We start from the raw sequence: 17,693 nt of genomic DNA on the forward strand, positions 1-17,693 counted from the left end.
AAGTGGATCAGAAGCCGAAGGCCGCCTTCAGCAAGTCAAACACCTTGGTGTTGTCCAGGGTGCCCTTGAAGGCCTTGGCGCCGGCGCCCGTGGCCAGCAACTTGACGTCGCCGCCGCCGTGGGTTTCGCTGGCCAGACGCACGCCTGTTTCTTGCAGGTAGTTGTCTTTCAGGGCCGTGGCGCTGTCGACGTTGCTGCGCAGGTCAGGGCGGTTCGGGCCGTTGCCGAACACCAGGGTGGTGTAGGTATTGCCATCGGCATCCTTGCTCGGCTGGTTATCCTTGTAGCCGCGGTTGATGTCGAGGATATGGTTGCCGCGCTTGCCGTAGCCGTTGAAGGCCAGCGTGTGGTCATGGTCGGCCGTGACGACGATCAGGGTGTTCTCCAGCTTTGGATCGCTTTCCTTGATCTTGGCGATGGCGGCCTTGATGGCGTCGTCGAAGGCGATGGTGTCCGTCAGCGCGCGCTTGGCGTTGATGCCGTGCAGGGCGTGGTCGATGCGGCCGCCTTCAACCATCAGGAAGTAGCCGTTCGCGTTTTTCGACAACAGGTCGATGGCTTTGAGCGTCATTTCCGACAGGCTAGGCTGGGTCGCGCCTTCGCCCAGCGGCGGCGTGGCCGTGCGGTCCAGTTCATATTCCAGATGGCTGCGGGTGCTGTACAGGCCGATGAATTTCTTGCCGCTCGGCGCTGCCGCCATTTCCGCCTTCGTCGCGGCCACGGTGTAACCCTTGGCGGCAAATTCCGTCAACAGGTTGCGGCCATCGACGCGGCCATACTTGTTGCTGGCCGACCATGGGGTGAAGTGGTTGCGGCCGCCACCCATCAGTACATCGACGCCGTCGCCCAGCGCCGCGTTGTAGCCCGCGCCGCCTGGCGTCGCTTGCGCGGCGATCGCGTACTGCGCATTGCGGTTGCAAATGTGCGAGAACGTCGTCGCCGGCGTGGCGTGCGTCAATTCCGTGGTGGTGATGGCGCCCACGGCCTTGCCCTTGGCTTTCGCCAGTTCCAGGATGGTCGGCACGCTCTTGCCGCCGGCCGGGCAGTTGTCCACGCCCAGGTTGCCGTTGGCGTCGCGGCCGGGTTCTTTGGCGATCGTGTCCTGCGCCATCGAGATGACTTCATTGTTCATCTTGACGCCGGTCATGTAGGCGGCCATCGATGGCGCGCTGTCCGTCGTTTGCGCATCGTTCGAGAACGTCTTGATGCGCGCCGTGCGTTCCAGCGTGTCCATCGTCAGGCTGCCGTCTTCGCCGTATTTGTAGATGCGCGACGCCGTCACGACGGACGGGCCCATGCCGTCGCCGAGGAAGAAGATGACGTTCTTGGCGTCGGCGGCGTAGGCGCTGGCGACGCTGGCCGCCACGAGCGTGGTCAGCAAGGAGATTTTCAGAGCCGACTTCAGTGCGGCGGGTGTCGATGCAAGTTTCATGTGCTTGTCCAGTTCTTGTCTCTTGGGGATTACAGACCGCCGGCGGTCTTGACCAGGCCGAATACTTTGGTGTTGTCGATGGTGCCGAGGAAGGTTTCCGAACCCTTGCCGATGGCGCCCAGGAAGACGTCGGTGCCGCCGTGGGTTTCATTGCCTGCCGCCGTGCGGATTACCGCTTCCTGGTGGTAGGTGTTGGCGCTGGTGACGGTTTCATCGAGGCTGGCCATGGCGGCGCGGCTTGATTGCGTGCGGTTTTCGCCATTGCCGAAGCCGATGATCGAATACGGTGCGCCGTCCAGGTCTTTCTCGACCGCGCCGGTCACGTAGTTCTTCACCACGCCCAGCACGCCAGGATTGCCGGCAGCCGTCTTGCCCGTGCGCTTGGCGTAGCCGTTCAGCACCAGCGTGTGGTCATGGTCGGCCGTGACGACGATCAGGGTATTGGCCAGGGTCGGATCGGTGAGCTTGGCTTTCTCGATGGCGGCCTTGATGGCGTTATCGAACGCGACGGTGTCTTGCAGCGCTTTCTTGGCCGTCGTTTCGTGCAGCGCATGGTCGATGCGGCCGCCTTCGACCATCAGGAAATAACCCTTCTTGTTCTTGGCCAGCACGTCCATGGCCTTGGTGGTCATTTCCGCCAAGCTAGGTTCCTTGGCCGCATCGCGATCCAGGTCATAGCTCATGTGGCTGGACGTGAACACGCCGAACAGGCGTTCCGTCTTGGCCGCATCGACGGCCTTGAAGTCGGTGGCGTTGTTGGCGACCGTATAGCTCTTCGCTTTCAGTTCGGCGATCAGGTCGCGGCCGTCGGAACGCTTGCCGCCATCCTTGAATTGCTTGAAGAATTGCGCGCCGCCACCGAGAACCACTTCCAGGCCGGTGGTGCCCAGCGCGCTGTTGTAGCCGGTGCCGCCCGGCACCAGGGCCGCGGCGATATCGTTTTCCAGGTCGCGGTGGCAGATGTGCGCGTAGGTTGCGGCCGGCGTGGCGTGCGTCACGCGCGCCGTGCTGACGACGCCGGCGGCAAAGCCCTTGGCCTTGGCCAGTTCCAGCAAGGTGGTGGCGGGCGTACCGTTGCCGGTGCCGCATTTGTTGACCAGCTTGTTGCCGTTCGCATCCATGCCCGGATCGATGGCGACCGTATTGGCCGACATCGAGATGACTTCATTGTTCATTTTGACGCCGGTCATGTAGGCGGCCATCGATGGCGCGCTGTCCGTCACTTGTGCGTCGTTCGAGAACGTCTTGACGAAGGCCGTTTCCGGCAGCGTGTCCATGGTCAGCGAACCCTCTTCGCCCACGGAATAGATGCGCGCGGCCGTCATGGTGGTCAGGCCCATGCCATCGCCGAGGAAGAAGATGACGTTTTTCGGTGGCGCTTCAGCCACTACCTCTTCTTTTTTGGCATCGCTGCCGCAGGCGGCCAGCATCAGGGTGATGGCGACGCTGCAGCCAGCGACGGAAATTTTTCTGCGTGTCATGTGGTTCATCCGGCTAGGTTTGAAAGAGCTAGCAAGATAGCAATCCAATGTGACGCCCTCATGACGCTATGACACGGTTCGCAAGGCGCCGGGCGGGGCGCTATCGCGTATTGCATCGAATTAAGCAACAAACTATTGCGATTTAATGGGTTTTTCTACCGGATTGAGCAACGTAAGATGCATGCATCCCAATCATCTTGTGAAGGCGCATCATGTTCTCCAAATCCCTCGGCAGCATTCTTGTTTCCACCCTGTTCGCCGCCGGCGCCGCCTCGGCCGCCGCCAGCGCGCCCCTGACCCTGGAAGTCTTCAATCCGGGCGAAGCGGCCATCTTCCCCGTCGCTTCCGTGCTGGTCGCGGGCAAGCATGACGCCGTGCTGATCGATGCGCAATTCTCGCGCGCCGAAGCGCAAAAACTGGTGGAAAAGATCCGCGCCAGCGGCAAGAAACTGACGACCGTGTACATCAGCCACAGCGATCCCGATTTTTACTTTGGCCTCGACGTGATCAAGGCCGCCTTCCCGCAGGCAAAAATCGTCGCCACGCCGGAAACCGTGGCGGAAATCCGCCGCAAGGCCGATGCCAAGGTCGCTTACTGGGGCCCGATCCTGAAGGACAATGCGCCGCACGCCATCGTCATTCCCGACGCGCTGAAGGGCAAGCGCATCAGCCTGGAAGGCCAGTCGCTGGACATCGCCGGCCCGACGCCAGCGCGCACTTATGTGTGGATTCCCTCGATCAAGGCCGTCGTCGGCGGCGTGGTGTTGTTTGGTAACTTGCACGTGTGGACGGCCGATACGCAAAGCCTGCAATCGCGCCAGGACTGGCTCAAGACGCTGGACGGCATCGCCGCGTTGAAACCCGTCACCGTCGTGCCCGGCCACTTCAAGGTGGGTTCGCCCCTGACGCCGGACAGCATCGGTTTTACGCGCGACTATCTGGTGACGTTTGAAGCGGAAACGGCCAAGGCCGCCAATTCGGCCGCCCTGATCGAGGCCATGAAACAGCATTACCCGAAGCTGGGCCTCGATGGCGCCCTGGAGACCAGCGCGAAGGTGGCCAAGGGTGAAATGAAATGGTAAAAACCTACTGCGCGACGCGATTTCCGGCCTGCGATGCTCACTGTGCTTTAGCACAGTTGCGCTTCTCAGCCAGAACTAGCGCCGCTCGCTACGGTTTTTCAAGTCATCTGTTTTAGTTTTGTAAAGGATAGGGGCATGCCCACACTGCACTACATTTTCGATCCCCTGTGCGGCTGGTGCTACGGCGCCGCGCCGCTGGTCGAGGCGGCGCGCGCCGTGCCGGGCCTGACGGTGGCGTTTCACGGCGGCGGCATGATGACGGGCAGCAATCGCCGCCAGATCACGCCCGCCTGGCGCGGCTACGTCTTGCCGCACGACCGGCGCATCGAGCAATTGTCCGACCAGCCCTTCGGCGACGCCTATATTGACGGCTTGCTGAACGACACCACGGCCATGATGGATTCCGAACCGCCGATCACGGCCATCCTGGCGGCGGAAGTGTTGGCCGGCAAGGGCCTGGACATGCTGCAGCGCGTGCAGCGCGCCCATTACGTGGACGGCTTGCGCATCGCCGACCTGCCCGTGCTGGTGACCTTGGCGCAAGCGCTGGGCATGGACGGGACGGCATTCCAGGCCGCGTATGCGCGCCAGGCGGGCGCCGCCACGCAACGGCACATCGACGCCAGCCGCGCCTTGCTGGCGCAGGTGGGCGGGCAGGGCTTTCCCACCTTCGTGCTCGACGATGGCGGCGGCAAGCTGTCCGTGATCGATATCGGGGAGTTTTTGGGCCAGCCGGCGAAGTTGCAGGCGCAACTGAGCGGCGCGTGCGATGCCCACGGTTGTTCATTGTAAATATCTATCGATTCGATAAAATCAATTATCTTTTCCTTTGTTGTTGACTTCGCTACACTGGCTTCATTAGTCAACAACGAAGGAAAAGCAGCCATGAGCCAACAGCCGCCATTCAGTACCGCCTCGGGCATCCCCGTCGCCGACAACCAGAATTCCCTCAGCGCCGGCCCCCGCGGCCCGCTGCTGCTGCAAGACTTCCACCTGATCGAAAAGCTCCAGCATTTCAACCGCGAGCGCATCCCCGAGCGCGTGGTGCACGCGAAAGGCTCGGGCGCCTACGGCACGTTTACCGTCACGCACGACATTTCGCGCTACACCAAGGCCAAGCTGTTCAGTGAGGTAGGCAAGCAGACGGCCACCTTCGCGCGCTTTTCCACCGTGGGTGGCGAACGCGGCAGTGCCGATACGGAACGCGACCCGCGCGGCTTCGCCGTGCGTTTCTATACGGAAGAGGGCAACTGGGACCTCGTTGGCAACAACACGCCGATGTTCTTCATCAAGGACCCGATCAAGTTCCCCGATTTTGTCCACACGCAGAAGCGCGATCCGCAGAGCAACTTGAAATCGGCCGAGATGATGTTCGACTTCTGGAGCCATGCGCCGGAAAGCTTGCACCAGGTCACCATGCTGTTCTCGGACCGCGGCACGCCGGACGGCTACCGCCACATGGATGGCTTCGGCAGCCACACGTATAGCCTGATCAATGCCGACGGCCAGCGCGTGTACGTGAAATGGCACTTCAAGACGCGCCAGGGCATCAAGAACCTGCCTGCGACGGCAGCGGGCCGCCTGGCCGGTGCCGACCCCGACTACGCCCAGCGCGACCTGTTCGGTGCCATCGCACGCGGCGATTTCCCCCAGTGGGAAGTCAAGCTGCAGGTGGCGACGCAGGAGCAACTCGATGCATGGGAGCAGCGCACGGGCTGGAACCCGTTCGACCTGACGAAAGTGTGGCCGCATGCGGACTTCCCGCTGCTGCCGGTGGGTATTTTCGAGCTGAACCGCAACCCGGATAATTACCACGCGGAAGTCGAGCAGGCGGCCTTTTCGCCGGCCAACGCCGTGCCCGGCATGGGATATTCGCCGGACAAGATGCTGCAAGGCCGCTTGTTTGCCTACCACGACGCCCAGCTGTACCGGGTCGGCACGAACCACCAGCATCTGCCCGTGAACGCGGCCCGCTGCCCCTTCCACAACCAGCAGCGCGACGGCGGCATGGCCATCCACAATGGCGGCGCGGCGCAAAATTATGCGAACGTGGCGGCGGCAGGCACGCAGCCGCAAGGCCTGGGCCATGGCGAGGCGGCGCTGGCGCTCGATGGGGGCGCGGCGCGCTACGATGGACGCGGCGTGGAAGACGATTACACGCAGGCCGGGAATCTGTTCCGTTTGATGTCGGCGCAGGCGAAACAAAATCTGTTCGACAACCTGGCCGGTCCCTTGGGCCAGGTGCGGCCGGAAACCCTGCAGCGTCAGCTGGGACACTTCGACCGGGCCGATCCCGCCTACGGCGCCGGCGTGCGGGCCGCCTTGCAGGCGCGTGGCGTGACCCTGTAAGTGTGTGTGGCAGGCGGAACAATCCTGTTCCGCCTGTTGTTGACATAGCACAAATTAAAGCTTGATATCAAATATTGCCGTATGGACATATTTGCCGTCCATGCGTAGACTTGTCGGTCTGATGATCGCACCGTCTTCCTGGCGGCGTCCTGACTAGAAAGTCTTGCAATATGAATATGGCGAAGCTGTCGGTGCATGGGGATGACCCCACGCTCAAATCCATCCTCGAAGTCTTGCCCACCGATCCGGAGCGGCAATGGCGCAAGGGCGAGGCGAAGGGCGCGAATCGCGTGCATCTCGATTCCGGCTTCGAAGTGCTGATCGCGCAGGCACCCAAGTCGCAAGTGTTGCCATCGCGCATACGCAGCTACCTGGCCGAATGCCGCTCGCGCGGCGTCACGTTCACCATGCCGCGTATCGTGGCCGAGCTGCAACTGGAATTGAACGGCGACGACACGGTCGATGCGCCGCTCGACCTGTCGCTGGGCGACATGCAGCACCTGACGGAAATGGGCATCAGCCTGAGCCTGGTGACGCGCTGCGCCGCGGCCTGATTCCCGTGTGATGTCCAAAAAAATGGCCGCCCTGAACAGGCGGCCATTTTTCGTCACGGTTCTTCGAGTTCGACGGTGAGCATATTGTCGTCCGGCTTGCGGTCGATCAGCTTGTTGTCGGGATCGATGCCGGCCTTGCCGGGCCGGCTGCCGACGATGACGGTATAGCTCGCTTCGCGCGCCGTCATGCGCAGGCGTTCGCGCAGCAGCGGATGGCCGTTCGCATCGTCGACGCCGATCTCGATCCAGTCGTGCAGGGGCGCGTCGTGCTCCTCCCCCTGTTCGCCGGCCGTCAATTTGCCCGCCTGCACCTTCATGGTGACGGCGTACTTGCCATCGCTGCGCTTGACAGCCGTGGCCGACAGGGCGCGGTTGTCGAACAGCACGATTTTCTCGAACAGGTCGTCGATCAGATAAGCCTGCTCGGGCGGCGTGACCTGGCGCAAGCCCTGGACCAGCGCCGTCACGCTGGGGTACGGCGGGCCTTTCTGGCCATGTGTCTTGAGCAAGTCGCGCAGCACGCCGTTGACCTTGTCTTCGCCGATGATGTCTTGCAGCAAGTACATGGCCAGGCTGCCCTTGTGGTAGTGGATGTAGGGCTGGTTTTCATTCTCGGCCAGCGGCAATTCCTTCTTGCGCTCCTCGCTGCGTCCCATCAGGTATTGATTCAGGTCATAGCGCAGGAAGCGGCGCATCTTGGCCGGCCCCACGGTTTTCTTCATCACCATCAGGGCCGAATATTCGGCCAGGGTTTCGCTGAGCACGGTGGCGCCTCGTGTATTGCCGCCGACCAATTGGTGCGCCCACCATTGGTGCGCCACTTCATGCGCCGTGACGTAGAACGGATAGTCGATGTCCTTCGGGTTCTTGTCGTCCACCCTGGCGATGAAGCCCAGGCCTTCCGAGTACGGAATCGTGTTCGGGAACGATTGCGCAAACGTGGCGTAGCGGGGGAACTCGACGATGCGCAGGATCTTGTGCTGGAAGGGGCCGAAGTTCTTCGTGTAATACTCGAGCGCCTCCTTGCTGCCGCGCACGAAACGATCGAGGTTGTATTCATGGCCCGGGTGGTAATACACGTCGATGGCCACGTCTTGCCAGCGCTCGTGCCTGACGGCGTAGCGGGCCGACTGGAAGGCATAGAAATTGAGGATCGGCTGTTCCATCGTGTAATGGAAGTAATGGCGGCCCTTGGCGATCCAGTCGTTGTCCAGCATGCCCGGCGCGATGGCTGTCTGGCCGTCGACGGTGCTGACGGTGGCGTCAAAGCGGATGCGGTCGGCGTCGTTGCTGATGTAATTGTCGGCCAGTCCGCGCGCATCGTCGCGCGGCAAGGCCCGTTCGCGCGCGGGCAAGCCGTGTTTCTTGCGGTCGCGCGGGTCCGTCAATTCCTGTTGTGGCTGGTAACCGATATGCGGCAGCACGGCATTCGTGAAGAAGGTGCCGTTGGCCACCACGGGCGTGTCCTGGCCCAGGCCGAAGACGCCGCGCGGCGCGTAGCGGATGTCGAAATCGAGGCCCAGGGTGGCGCCCGGCGCCAGCGGCGCGGCCAGGCGGTAGCTGTAAAAGCCCAGCTTGCCGTCATCGAGGCCGGGATGCACGCGCGTATCGAAACGCAGGCGCATCGTGGAGGTCGGATCTTGCTGCACAAAAATGTGGCTGATCGGCAGGCTGGTCTTGTTTTGCAGCACATAGCGGCCCGTCACGGTCAGGGTGCGCTGCGCCGGGTAGATGGCCACGTCGAGTTTCACGTCGGTGATTCTCGGCTGCGGCGTGGCGGCAAACTTGCGGTACTGGCGCTCGACGCTGGCGCGGTCCGCGTCGCGGGAAAAATCGGACTGGTAATCGTTGGCCACGTGGAAGACGTAGAACAGCACGGCGCCGGCGCCGAGGAAGATCACGGCGCCGCCGGCAAAGCTGGCCAGCACGCCTTGCGTCAGGCCGTGGCGCGCCAGGCGCAGGCGGATGCGCCAGCTGTCCTGCGCGCCGCGGGGCCAGAACAGCAGCGACAGCACCGTCAGCATGACGGCCGCGCCGCTCCAGTACAGCAAGTACCAGCGTTCGCGCAACAAGTAGTGGCCGGCGCCGTTCATGGCCGAATACACGAAGTCCGGCGTGCTGCCGTACAGCAGCAGCGGGTCGCCCAGGCCCAGCGAGGAAAAGCTGATGCTGGCGATGTGGTACAGAATCATGGCGAAATACGCCAGGTACTTGTGATTGATGACCACCTGCAAGAAGATGGCCAGCACGGCGATCAGCGCGTACGACGGCAGGTGCGACAGGAACAGCGATTCCAGGTACAGGCCGGGGGCGAGTTGGTAATAGCCCTTGAAGACCTGGATCGACATGCCGCACAGCATGATGACCAAGCTCAGCAAGGCTTGCAGGCCGATCAGCGCAAACAGTTTCGACAGCAGGGGCAGCCAGTTCGGCACGGGCAGGGCGTCGAGCATCAGATGGGTGCCCGTTTCCCGTTCGCGCCACACCAGTTCGCCCGCGTAAAAGGTGGTAATGATCAGCATGAACAGGGCGAACGAGGCGCTGACCATGTCCAGCACTTTTTCCGTCACCGGATAGGTATTCGTGCCGTAGAGGGAGCCCATGTCCAGCGCGCCCGCATACATGGTCAGCACGCCGGCCAGCACGATGACGACAAAATAGACGTTCTTGATGGTTTCGCGCAGGTTCAGCCAGCTCATCTTGACGAGCAGGGCGGCCAGGTTGCGCTGCGCGAAGTCCGGTGTTTCCTGCGTGGACAGCGAGGCGTTCGACAGGCGCAGCGGCACGTCGCCTTCGCTGCGGCGCTTGCTGGCGCCCGCGTCCGTCGTGGCGTGGAACTGGAAGCGCCAGTAGCCGAGCAGCAAGGCCACCAGGGCGAAGCCGGACCAGATGGCGCGGTTCAGCAGGTACACGCCCTCCAGGGTCACCAGGCGCGTGTTGCGTTCCGCGTTCGGCCAGTATTCCGTCAGGCGTATCAGCGCCGTGGTGCCGAAGGGATCGATCAGGGCGGCCAGGGTCTTGTAGTCGAGGTCGCGCGCCAAGGACGGCGCCACCAGGTAGCCGATCAGCATGACCACCGAGCTGATATACACGGGCAGCATGCGCCGCGTCAGGGCCGCGATGACGAAGAAGATGGCGCCGAAGATGAACAGATTGGGCAGCAGGGTAAACACATACGGCATCAAATAGGCCAGCGCCCGTTGCGGCCCCAGCCGTTCCGGATCGATGCCGGGCAGCCAGGCGCCCAGCCAGGCGCCGATGAGGATGCTGGAAAACACCACCGCCAGCACCAGATAAGCGCCGAGGAAGCGGCCGAATACGTACTGGTATTTCTTGATCGGCGCGCTGAAGAAGAAATGCTGCATGCCGTATTCGAAATCCTGCTGCACCGAGCGGCCCATCATGGCGGCCACCACGACGGCGCCGAAGCAGCCCAGCAGGCTGCACGTGAACGCCAGCGAGCGCGGGGCGTTGATCAGGAACTTGCCGCCGAAACTGATGCTCGCTTCCTTGAAGACGCCGCCGGCGGCGGCCATCCACAGCATGGCCAGCGCCAAAAACATGGCGAAATACACCCAGGTGGACAGCAGCTTGAGCCGCTGTCGCGCTTCGAAGCGGGCGATGGCAAACATGGCCGTCCCCTCAGTCGCACTGCGGGGCGACGCGGTGGCGCCCGGCAATGGTGGCGAAATACAGGTCTTCCAGGTCGCCGATGGCTTCCTCGAAGCCATCGCCCGGGTCGTCGTCGCTGTAGACGTGGATCAGGGTGCGGCCCGACAGCAGGCGCGTGGAAATGACGGCGTGGCGCTGCTGGAAGCTGGCCAGCTCCTTTTTCTCGACAAAGCGCGCCCAGATCTTGCAGCTGACTTCGTCGATCAGTTCCTGGGTCTTGCCGCACAGCAGCAAATGGCCCTTGTTGATGATGGCCATGTTGGCGCACAGGTCGGCCACGTCGGACACGATGTGGGTCGACAGGATCACCGTCTTGTCCTCGCCGATGTCGGACAGCAGATTGTGGAAGCGCACCCGCTCCTGCGGGTCGAGGCCGGCCGTCGGCTCGTCGACGATGATCAGTTTCGGGTCGCCCAGCAGGGCTTGCGCGATGCCGAAGCGCTGGCGCATGCCGCCGGAAAAGCCGCCCAGGCGCTGGTGGCGCACGTCGAACAGATTAGTTTGCTGCAACAGGCCATCGACGACTTCGCGCCGGCGCGTCCGTTGCGACAGCCCTTTCAAGGTGGCGAAGTGGTCGAGCAGCTCGTAGGCCGTCACTTTCGGGTACAGGCCGAAGTCTTGCGGCAGGTAGCCCAGCATGCGGCGGATCTCGTCCTTGTCGTCGAGCACGTCGTAGTCGCCGAAGAAGACGGAGCCCGAATCGCATTCCTGCAAGGTGGCCAGGGTGCGCATCAGGGTCGACTTGCCGGCGCCATTCGGGCCCAGCAAGCCAAACATCCCGGGCGGTATCGTCAGCGACACGTTATCCAGCGCCACCACGCCATTCGCGTAGGTCTTCGACAATTTGCGAATCTGCAATTCCATACAACTCCTAACTCATGCGTTGCTGCCCGATGCGACAGGGCTACTCTATGCTGGCATTGTATTGAATTTAAGACGTACTGGGCAGCTGCATGCGATACACGGCATTTTCGCGTGCCCAGAGTGCAGTTGGCGGGGGTGGACGGCGCGCCATCCCGGGGGAACTGTTTTCCCCGCTGGCGCGCCGCGTGACGATCAATTACGGAATAGCACCGATTCGCGGTTGAACCACCAGCGGCACAGGGCCAGCAGGGCGCCGGCGATCACCGTGGTCGAGGCGAGGATCACGCCGAACATGCGGTAATCCATGGTGCCCTTGACCAGTTCCTTCATGGCCAGCGACACATTCGTCAGCGGCACCATGGCCCACATCCAGTTCAGTTCGACGCCGGGCAGCATGGCCGCCACCGTGGGCAGGATGACGAACAGCATCAGCGGCGTGATCATGCCGGCCGCTTCCTTGTAGCTTTTCGCATAGATCGAGATCGACAGCAGCAGCGAGGCGAAGATGGCGGCCGTCGGCACCAGCATCAACGTGACCATGGCCAGGTCCGGCAAGCCGATGCTGTGCACCAGGATGGCCATGTGGCCTTCCAGCGAACTGCCGAAGATGGCCAGCAGGATGCCCATGCTGCCCACCATCAGCACGGCGGACGTCATGCCGACCGTAAACAGCACGAGGAACTTGGCCAGCACGATGGCGCTGCGCGGCACGGGTGCCAGCAGCAGGGTTTCCAGCGTGCCCCGCTCCTTTTCGCCCGCGCCCAGGTCGATGGCCGGGTACATGGCCGCCGTCAGGCACACCATCAGCAGCAGGTACGGCACCATGCCGCCGATGATGGCGCCCATCTGCTCGCGCTCGTTGGCCGTCGATTGCTTGTCGAGCACGATGGGATTGAGGGCAAAGGCCAGCTGGGCAGGACTCAGGTTCAAGGTCGAGAGGGCACCTTCGCGCAGTCCCGTGTTGTAGGCATCGACGATTTCGCGCACGCGCTGGTGCGTCACGTCCACGGAGCTGGCGCTGTTGTAGTGCAGCGTGACCTTGGCCTGTTCTTGTTGCTTCAACGTATCTTCAAAATGCGACGGGATGACCACGGCGAACTTGATGGTGTCGTCGCCGATGGCGCGGCGGATATCCGCCTCGCTGGCCAGCGGCACTTCGCGCAGGTTGTGCTGCTGTGCAAAACGCGCGCTCAGGCCCGGCGAATGGTCCTTGCCGAACAGCGCGTAGCGCATTTCCGCCGTCTTGGCGTTCTTGAACATATTGTTTGAAACATAAGCGAAGCCGCCAAAGATCAGCGGCATGGCAAAGATGGGGATGAGGATGGTGAAGATCAGCGTCTTGCGGTCGCGCGTGAGTTCCAGCAACTCTTTCAGATAAATGGTCCACATGGCATCACGCTCCCTGGTTGATGACGCTGACGAAGGCGTCGTACAAGTCCGCGCTGCCGCCCAGATGGCGCAGCTCGTCGATGGTGCCGTTGAAGGCGGTCGTGCCGCGGTTGATGATGCAGACGCGGTCGCACAGCTTTTCCACCTCGTGCAGGTGGTGCGTGGAAAAGATCAGCGGCACGCGCAGCGCCTTGTAGCTGGCGATGAAGTCGAGCAGGATCTTGGCCGACATCACGTCCAGGCCCGTCGTCGGCTCGTCGAGGATCACCACTTGCGGCTCGTGCACGACGGTGCGGGCGATGGCGCACTTCTGTTTCATGCCCGTCGATAACTGATCGGCCCGCTTGCCGCCGTACTCTTCCATTTGCAGCAGGGAAAATAATTCGTCGCAGCGGCGTTTCAGCTTGTCGGCCGACATGCCATGCAGGCGGCCAAAGTATTCCACGTTCTCGCGCGCCGTCAGGCGGCCGTACAAGCCCGTCGAGCCAGACAGGAAACCGATGCTCTGGCGCGCCACCAGCGGTTGCTGCAAGACATCGACGCCGTTCACGAGGGCGCTGCCCGCGTCCGCCTGCAAGGCCGTCGACAGCAGGCGCAGCGTGGTGGTCTTGCCGGCGCCATTCGGCCCCAGCAGGCCCAGCACTTCGCCGGGGGCGCAACTGAAACTGACGTCGCGCACGGCGTGAAACCAGCCCTCGTATTCGCGCGGATCGCTGACGTGCATGGCCTTGCCCTTGTGGGGCGGCATGCGGAAACGTTTTGCCAAGTGCTTGACCTCAATCATGTGCTTCATCCATTTAACGGTGAAGAACGAGAGTAGCATGCAAAAAATGTAACTTGCAAGGTGGAAATATCGTTTGGTCTATTGAAAAAAACAGCATCTTCATGCAAGCTGGCCCGGTGGGCGCCGGCGGACGGCGCGGGAGAGCGCAATGCAAACGATCGATCAGGCGATGCAGGACAAGGTACTGGCCGTGGCGCGAGCCGGCATGACCAGCGCCGAAGCCATCGGTTTCTTCCGCGTCAGCCTGGGCCTGTATTATCTGGCCGGCCTGATGACGGAAGAAACCCTCGATTTCAAGCAGATCGACGCGCAGTACAACCGCTTCATTTACCACTCGATTGGTGGCGGGCACAGCATCGCCAGCGTGCTGCAATTCATGAGCGGCGAGAAAGTCTTGCGCGTGCTGCAATCGGAGCGTTTTCGCACCGCGTTTGCCGAGCATTGCCCGGACATTCCCGTCGACAGTATTTTCTTCCTGATTTCATTGAACCTGGGCGTGGCGAAAAGCCTGTCCGGCCTGGACGCCGTCGGCCCCGTGGTGGACTGGATCGAACAGGAAAAAGCGCGCACAAGTCAATAAAGCCCCGCTCACCCTGCGCGCGGCGTGGGGACGGCTGGCCCCGATGGTCCTATAATTCATGCTTTACTACTCATGAGCATAGCCACGATGACCGCGCACCGCCATTTTGACCCCCTGGATCGTTTGATTGTTGGCGCCGACAAGGCCCTGCGCGTCATGGCGGGCGTGGCCTCGGCCTCGCGCCCCACGCCGGCCGCGCATGCGCCCGATGCGGAACTGAGCCCGGCCGAGCAGCGCCACAGCGCCGGCCTGATGCGCGTCAACCATGTGGGCGAAGTGTGCGCGCAAGCGCTGTACAACTCGCAGGCGCGCTATGCGCACAGCCCGGCCATCCGCGCCCAGTTCGACGAGGCGGGACGCGAAGAGGAAGACCACCTGGCCTGGACGGCGCAGCGCCTGACGGAGCTGGGCTCGCGTCTGAGCCTGCTCAATCCCCTCTGGTACGCGGGTTCGTTTGCCCTGGGCACCATCGCCGCGCGCATGGGCGACGGCCGCAGCCTGGGTTTTGTGGTGGAAACGGAACGCCAGGTGGAAGCGCACCTGGCCAGCCACTTGCAGGAATTGCCGCCGCAGGACGCGAAATCGCGCGCCATCGTCAGGCAGATGGCCATCGACGAGGTGGAGCACGGCGCCGCGGCCCAGCGACTGGGCGCCATCGATACCCCGGCGCCAGTGAAGGCGCTAATGGGGCTGATGGGTAAAGTGATGACGAAAACCGCCTACTACGTATAAATAAGCGATAAAAAAGGCGCTCCGTGGAGCGCCTTGGATTATTCCTCGATGATTTCAAAGGAATGTGTAATCTCTGCCGTCTTGGCCAGCATGATCGACGCCGAGCAATATTTGTCATGCGACAAGGCCACGGCCCGTTCGACTGCGGTGGGTTTCAGGGCCTTGCCGCGCACGGTGAAGTGGAAGTGGATCTTGGTAAACACTTTCGGGTCGGTGTCGGCGCGCTCGGCCTTCAGGGTCACTTCGCAGCCGCTGACGGCTTCGCGGCCCCGTTTCAGGATCAGCACCACGTCATAGGCGGTGCAGCCGCCCGTGCCCAGCAAGACCATTTCCATCGGGCGTGGCGCCAGGTTGTGGCCGCCGCCATCGGGCGCGCCATCCATGGTCACCAGGTGGCCGGAACCGGTTTCTGCCCGAAAACTCATGCCCGACGGGCCATTCCAGCTGACTTTGCATTCCATCGTACTCTCCGAAAATTGTAAGCGTTTTGTATTGTAATAGAGGAATGCCCATCCATGTGCCGCCCGCCGGGCCGCAGCCGGCCTGCATTGCGGCTTGACGCGGCAAGGCAAAGCCGCTTATACTTGTCGGCTTTCCGTTCGCTCAGGAAAAGTAAATAAGGCAGAGTCCGCACAGCAACATCGGCGGAACCACCATTTGAGCGTGTAATCTATTAGGAAGTCAACATGAAAACATTTTCCGCTAAAGGACATGAAGTCCAGCGCGATTGGTTCGTGGTTGACGCGACGGACAAAGTCCTCGGACGTGTTGCCAGCGAAGTGGCACTCCGACTGCGCGGCAAACACAAACCAGAATTTACTCCTCACGTCGATACCGGCGACTTCATCGTCGTCATCAACGCAGGCAAACTGCGTGTGACCGGTACCAAAGCTACTGAGAAAATTTACTACCGTCACTCTGGCTATCCAGGCGGCATCTACGAAACCAACTTCCAGAAAATGCAACAGCGTTTTCCAGGTCGCGCGCTTGAGAAAGCGGTCAAAGGCATGCTGCCTAAAGGCCCACTCGGCTACGCAATGATCAAGAAGCTGAAAGTGTACGCGGAAGGTTCCCATCCGCACGCTGCTCAGCAACCTAAAGCACTTGTTCTCTAAGGAACTGACATGATCGGTAATTACAATTATGGAACCGGCCGTCGCAAAAGTGCAGTGGCTCGGGTTTTTATCAAAGTTGGCACAGGCTTGATCGTTGTTAACGGCAAACCAGCAAACGAATACTTTTCGCGCGAAACGGGTCTGATGGTCATCCGTCAACCACTGGAACTGACCGGCAATGTCGAGCGTTTCGACATCAAAGTCAACGTCCATGGCGGCGGTGAGTCGGGCCAGGCTGGTGCAGTTCGTCACGGCATCACCCGCGCTCTGATCGACTACGATGCAGCGTTGAAACCGGAACTGGCGAAAGCCGGCTTCGTGACCCGCGATGCACGTGAAGTCGAGCGTAAAAAAGTTGGTCTGCGCAAAGCACGTCGCGCAAAGCAATTCTCGAAGCGTTAATTTCTACGCTACAGCACCTTCCGGGGTGCTGGTCGAAAAGCCGCTGGACTTCGGTTCCGCGGCTTTTTTGCATTTCAGCGGGATGCGCCGTTGCGCTGTAAAATACGCGGAAATCCCGCTGGGGTAGCGTTTCCCTTTATCTTTATGCAATCTATACACAAGGAAAGAACATGATCAAAGTTGGCATCGTCGGCGGCACTGGATACACGGGCGTGGAATTGCTGCGCTTGCTCGCTACCCATCCAGATGTCGAGTTGACGGCGATTACCTCGCGCAAGGAAGATGGCTTGCCCGTGGCTGACATGTATCCTTCCCTGCGTGGCCATGTAAAACTGGCATTTTCCTCGCCGGACAAGGCGAACCTGGAGCAGTGCGACGTGGTCTTCTTTGCCACGCCACATGGCGTTGCCATGGCGCAAGCACCAGCGCTGCTGGCCGCCGGCGTGAAAGTCATCGACCTGGCCGCCGACTTCCGCCTGAAAGACCAGGCCAAGTTCGAGCAGTGGTACAAGATTCCCCATACGGCCCCCGAGCTGATCGAGCAAGCCGTGTACGGCTTGCCGGAGCTGAACCGCGAAGACATCAAGCAAGCCGCGCTGATCGCCAACCCAGGTTGCTACCCGACCACCATGCAGCTGGGCTTTTATCCGCTGCTCAAGGCTGGCCTGGTCAACGCGGGCGGCTTGATCGCCGACTGCAAGTCGGGCGTGTCCGGCGCCGGCCGCAAGGCGGAAATCGGCATCCTGTTCTCGGAGGCGAGCGACAGTTTCAAGGCCTACGGCGTGGCCGGTCACCGCCACTTGCCGGAAACGACGGCGCAACTGCAGCGTTTCACGGATGACAAAGTGGGGCTGACCTTCACGCCGCACCTGGTGCCGATGATCCGCGGCATGCATTCGACCCTGTACGCGCAGCTGAACAAGGACGTCAGCAATGAAGAATTGCAAGCCTTGTTCGAAGAGCAATACAAGGATGAGGCTTTCGTTGATGTGATGCCGTTCGGCTCGCACCCGGAAACCCGCTCCACGCGCGGCTCGAACATGCTGCGCCTGGCCTTGCACCGCCCCGAAGGCGGCAATACCGTCATCGTGCTGGTGGTGCAGGACAACCTGGTCAAGGGCGCTGCGGGCCAGGCCGTGCAATGCATGAACTTGATGTTTGGCTTGAAAGAAACGGCCGGTTTGCAACACATCGCCGTGATGCCTTAAATATAGGCACGAGCGTTTGCGCAGGTCCGGCGCCTTTTTGCTGGACCTG

16 protein-coding genes are annotated in these 17,693 nt (G+C 61.8%); 9 read left to right on the forward strand and 7 right to left on the reverse strand.

Annotation, left to right across the window (positions count from 1 at the left end):
• Positions 1 to 7: 7 nt before the first annotated feature.
• Both GCN78_RS21585 and GCN78_RS21590 read right to left on the reverse strand, forming a co-directional pair.
• Complete coding sequence (locus tag GCN78_RS21585) at positions 8 to 1,432, reverse strand: alkaline phosphatase (protein ID WP_413465226.1); 1,425 nt, start codon at positions 1,430 to 1,432, stop codon at positions 8 to 10.
• Between the two features lie 29 nt (positions 1,433 to 1,461).
• Entirely contained in the window at positions 1,462 to 2,913 is a 1,452-nt protein-coding gene (locus GCN78_RS21590) for an alkaline phosphatase (protein ID WP_152253534.1), read from the reverse strand.
• Positions 2,914 to 3,125: 212 nt separating this feature from the next.
• Here GCN78_RS21590 and GCN78_RS21595 point away from each other — a divergent pair, with 212 nt between their 5' ends.
• From GCN78_RS21595 to GCN78_RS21610, 4 genes are all read left to right on the forward strand, one after another.
• Entirely contained in the window at positions 3,126 to 3,995 is an 870-nt protein-coding gene (locus GCN78_RS21595; RefSeq protein ID WP_193316821.1) for an MBL fold metallo-hydrolase, read from the forward strand.
• Positions 3,996 to 4,130: 135 nt separating this feature from the next.
• Positions 4,131 to 4,787 carry a DsbA family protein gene (locus GCN78_RS21600; protein WP_152253535.1) on the forward strand — a complete coding sequence of 219 codons (657 nt, stop codon included), beginning with the start codon at positions 4,131 to 4,133 and terminating at the stop codon, positions 4,785 to 4,787.
• A 93-nt stretch (positions 4,788 to 4,880) separates the two neighbouring features.
• The gene (locus GCN78_RS21605) at positions 4,881 to 6,344 is read left to right on the forward strand and encodes a catalase (protein WP_152253536.1); all 1,464 of its coding nucleotides are present in this window, start codon (positions 4,881 to 4,883) and stop codon (positions 6,342 to 6,344) included.
• Between the two features lie 170 nt (positions 6,345 to 6,514).
• Positions 6,515 to 6,898 carry a hypothetical protein gene (locus GCN78_RS21610; protein WP_152253537.1) on the forward strand — a complete coding sequence of 128 codons (384 nt, stop codon included), beginning with the start codon at positions 6,515 to 6,517 and terminating at the stop codon, positions 6,896 to 6,898.
• 53 nt (positions 6,899 to 6,951) lie between these two features.
• Here GCN78_RS21610 and GCN78_RS21615 read toward each other — a convergent pair whose 3' ends face one another.
• The 4 genes from GCN78_RS21615 to GCN78_RS21630 form a co-directional block, all read right to left on the reverse strand.
• Positions 6,952 to 10,530, reverse strand: a complete 3,579-nt coding sequence (locus GCN78_RS21615; protein ID WP_152253538.1) for an ABC transporter permease/M1 family aminopeptidase — start codon at positions 10,528 to 10,530, stop codon at positions 6,952 to 6,954.
• 10 nt (positions 10,531 to 10,540) lie between these two features.
• On the reverse strand, positions 10,541 to 11,434 hold the full coding sequence (locus tag GCN78_RS21620) for an ABC transporter ATP-binding protein (RefSeq protein ID WP_152253539.1): 894 nt from the start codon (positions 11,432 to 11,434) through the stop codon (positions 10,541 to 10,543).
• A 192-nt stretch (positions 11,435 to 11,626) separates the two neighbouring features.
• On the reverse strand, positions 11,627 to 12,823 hold the full coding sequence (locus GCN78_RS21625; protein ID WP_152253540.1) for an ABC transporter permease: 1,197 nt from the start codon (positions 12,821 to 12,823) through the stop codon (positions 11,627 to 11,629).
• A 4-nt stretch (positions 12,824 to 12,827) separates the two neighbouring features.
• On the reverse strand, positions 12,828 to 13,607 hold the full coding sequence (locus GCN78_RS21630) for an ATP-binding cassette domain-containing protein (RefSeq protein ID WP_152253541.1): 780 nt from the start codon (positions 13,605 to 13,607) through the stop codon (positions 12,828 to 12,830).
• Between the two features lie 148 nt (positions 13,608 to 13,755).
• Here GCN78_RS21630 and GCN78_RS21635 point away from each other — a divergent pair, with 148 nt between their 5' ends.
• Both GCN78_RS21635 and coq7 read left to right on the forward strand, forming a co-directional pair.
• The gene (locus tag GCN78_RS21635) at positions 13,756 to 14,187 is read left to right on the forward strand and encodes a hypothetical protein (protein ID WP_152253542.1); all 432 of its coding nucleotides are present in this window, start codon (positions 13,756 to 13,758) and stop codon (positions 14,185 to 14,187) included.
• 87 nt (positions 14,188 to 14,274) lie between these two features.
• Positions 14,275 to 14,919, forward strand: coding sequence for a 2-polyprenyl-3-methyl-6-methoxy-1,4-benzoquinone monooxygenase (gene coq7, locus GCN78_RS21640; RefSeq protein WP_152253543.1), 645 nt, complete (start codon positions 14,275 to 14,277; stop codon positions 14,917 to 14,919).
• A 38-nt stretch (positions 14,920 to 14,957) separates the two neighbouring features.
• Here the strand turns inward: coq7 and GCN78_RS21645 are convergent, their stop codons facing one another.
• Complete coding sequence (locus GCN78_RS21645; RefSeq protein WP_077399527.1) at positions 14,958 to 15,380, reverse strand: OsmC family protein; 423 nt, start codon at positions 15,378 to 15,380, stop codon at positions 14,958 to 14,960.
• A 225-nt stretch (positions 15,381 to 15,605) separates the two neighbouring features.
• Between GCN78_RS21645 and rplM the strand changes: the two genes are divergently transcribed.
• From rplM to argC, 3 genes are all read left to right on the forward strand, one after another.
• Positions 15,606 to 16,034, forward strand: a complete 429-nt coding sequence (gene rplM, locus GCN78_RS21650) for a 50S ribosomal protein L13 (RefSeq protein WP_010393282.1) — start codon at positions 15,606 to 15,608, stop codon at positions 16,032 to 16,034.
• Positions 16,035 to 16,043: 9 nt separating this feature from the next.
• Positions 16,044 to 16,436, forward strand: coding sequence for a 30S ribosomal protein S9 (rpsI, locus tag GCN78_RS21655; protein ID WP_010393285.1), 393 nt, complete (start codon positions 16,044 to 16,046; stop codon positions 16,434 to 16,436).
• A gap of 170 nt (positions 16,437 to 16,606) precedes the next feature.
• The gene (argC, locus tag GCN78_RS21660; protein ID WP_152253544.1) at positions 16,607 to 17,644 is read left to right on the forward strand and encodes an N-acetyl-gamma-glutamyl-phosphate reductase; all 1,038 of its coding nucleotides are present in this window, start codon (positions 16,607 to 16,609) and stop codon (positions 17,642 to 17,644) included.
• The last annotated feature ends 49 nt before the right edge of the window (positions 17,645 to 17,693 follow it).

The sequence above is a fragment of the Janthinobacterium rivuli genome (genome assembly GCF_009208735.1).
In the GTDB taxonomy this organism is placed as follows: Bacteria; Pseudomonadota; Gammaproteobacteria; order Burkholderiales; family Burkholderiaceae_D; genus Janthinobacterium.

What these genes read in the sequence shown, in the direction of transcription:
- GCN78_RS21625 (WP_152253540.1), bottom strand. Translation starts at nt 12,823, where the DNA reads ATGTGGACCATTTATCTGAAAGAGTTGCTGGAACTCACGCGCGACCGC.
- GCN78_RS21610 (WP_152253537.1), top strand. Translation starts at nt 6,515, where the DNA reads ATGAATATGGCGAAGCTGTCGGTGCATGGGGATGACCCCACGCTCAAA.
- GCN78_RS21605 (WP_152253536.1), top strand. Translation starts at nt 4,881, where the DNA reads ATGAGCCAACAGCCGCCATTCAGTACCGCCTCGGGCATCCCCGTCGCC.
- GCN78_RS21590 (WP_152253534.1), bottom strand. Translation starts at nt 2,913, where the DNA reads ATGACACGCAGAAAAATTTCCGTCGCTGGCTGCAGCGTCGCCATCACC.
- GCN78_RS21635 (WP_152253542.1), top strand. Translation starts at nt 13,756, where the DNA reads ATGCAAACGATCGATCAGGCGATGCAGGACAAGGTACTGGCCGTGGCG.
- rpsI (WP_010393285.1), top strand. Translation starts at nt 16,044, where the DNA reads ATGATCGGTAATTACAATTATGGAACCGGCCGTCGCAAAAGTGCAGTG.
- GCN78_RS21630 (WP_152253541.1), bottom strand. Translation starts at nt 13,607, where the DNA reads ATGATTGAGGTCAAGCACTTGGCAAAACGTTTCCGCATGCCGCCCCAC.
- GCN78_RS21585 (WP_413465226.1), bottom strand. Translation starts at nt 1,432, where the DNA reads ATGAAACTTGCATCGACACCCGCCGCACTGAAGTCGGCTCTGAAAATC.
- GCN78_RS21620 (WP_152253539.1), bottom strand. Translation starts at nt 11,434, where the DNA reads ATGGAATTGCAGATTCGCAAATTGTCGAAGACCTACGCGAATGGCGTG.
- rplM (WP_010393282.1), top strand. Translation starts at nt 15,606, where the DNA reads ATGAAAACATTTTCCGCTAAAGGACATGAAGTCCAGCGCGATTGGTTC.
- coq7 (WP_152253543.1), top strand. Translation starts at nt 14,275, where the DNA reads ATGACCGCGCACCGCCATTTTGACCCCCTGGATCGTTTGATTGTTGGC.
- GCN78_RS21600 (WP_152253535.1), top strand. Translation starts at nt 4,131, where the DNA reads ATGCCCACACTGCACTACATTTTCGATCCCCTGTGCGGCTGGTGCTAC.
- argC (WP_152253544.1), top strand. Translation starts at nt 16,607, where the DNA reads ATGATCAAAGTTGGCATCGTCGGCGGCACTGGATACACGGGCGTGGAA.
- GCN78_RS21645 (WP_077399527.1), bottom strand. Translation starts at nt 15,380, where the DNA reads ATGGAATGCAAAGTCAGCTGGAATGGCCCGTCGGGCATGAGTTTTCGG.
- GCN78_RS21615 (WP_152253538.1), bottom strand. Translation starts at nt 10,530, where the DNA reads ATGTTTGCCATCGCCCGCTTCGAAGCGCGACAGCGGCTCAAGCTGCTG.
- GCN78_RS21595 (WP_193316821.1), top strand. Translation starts at nt 3,126, where the DNA reads ATGTTCTCCAAATCCCTCGGCAGCATTCTTGTTTCCACCCTGTTCGCC.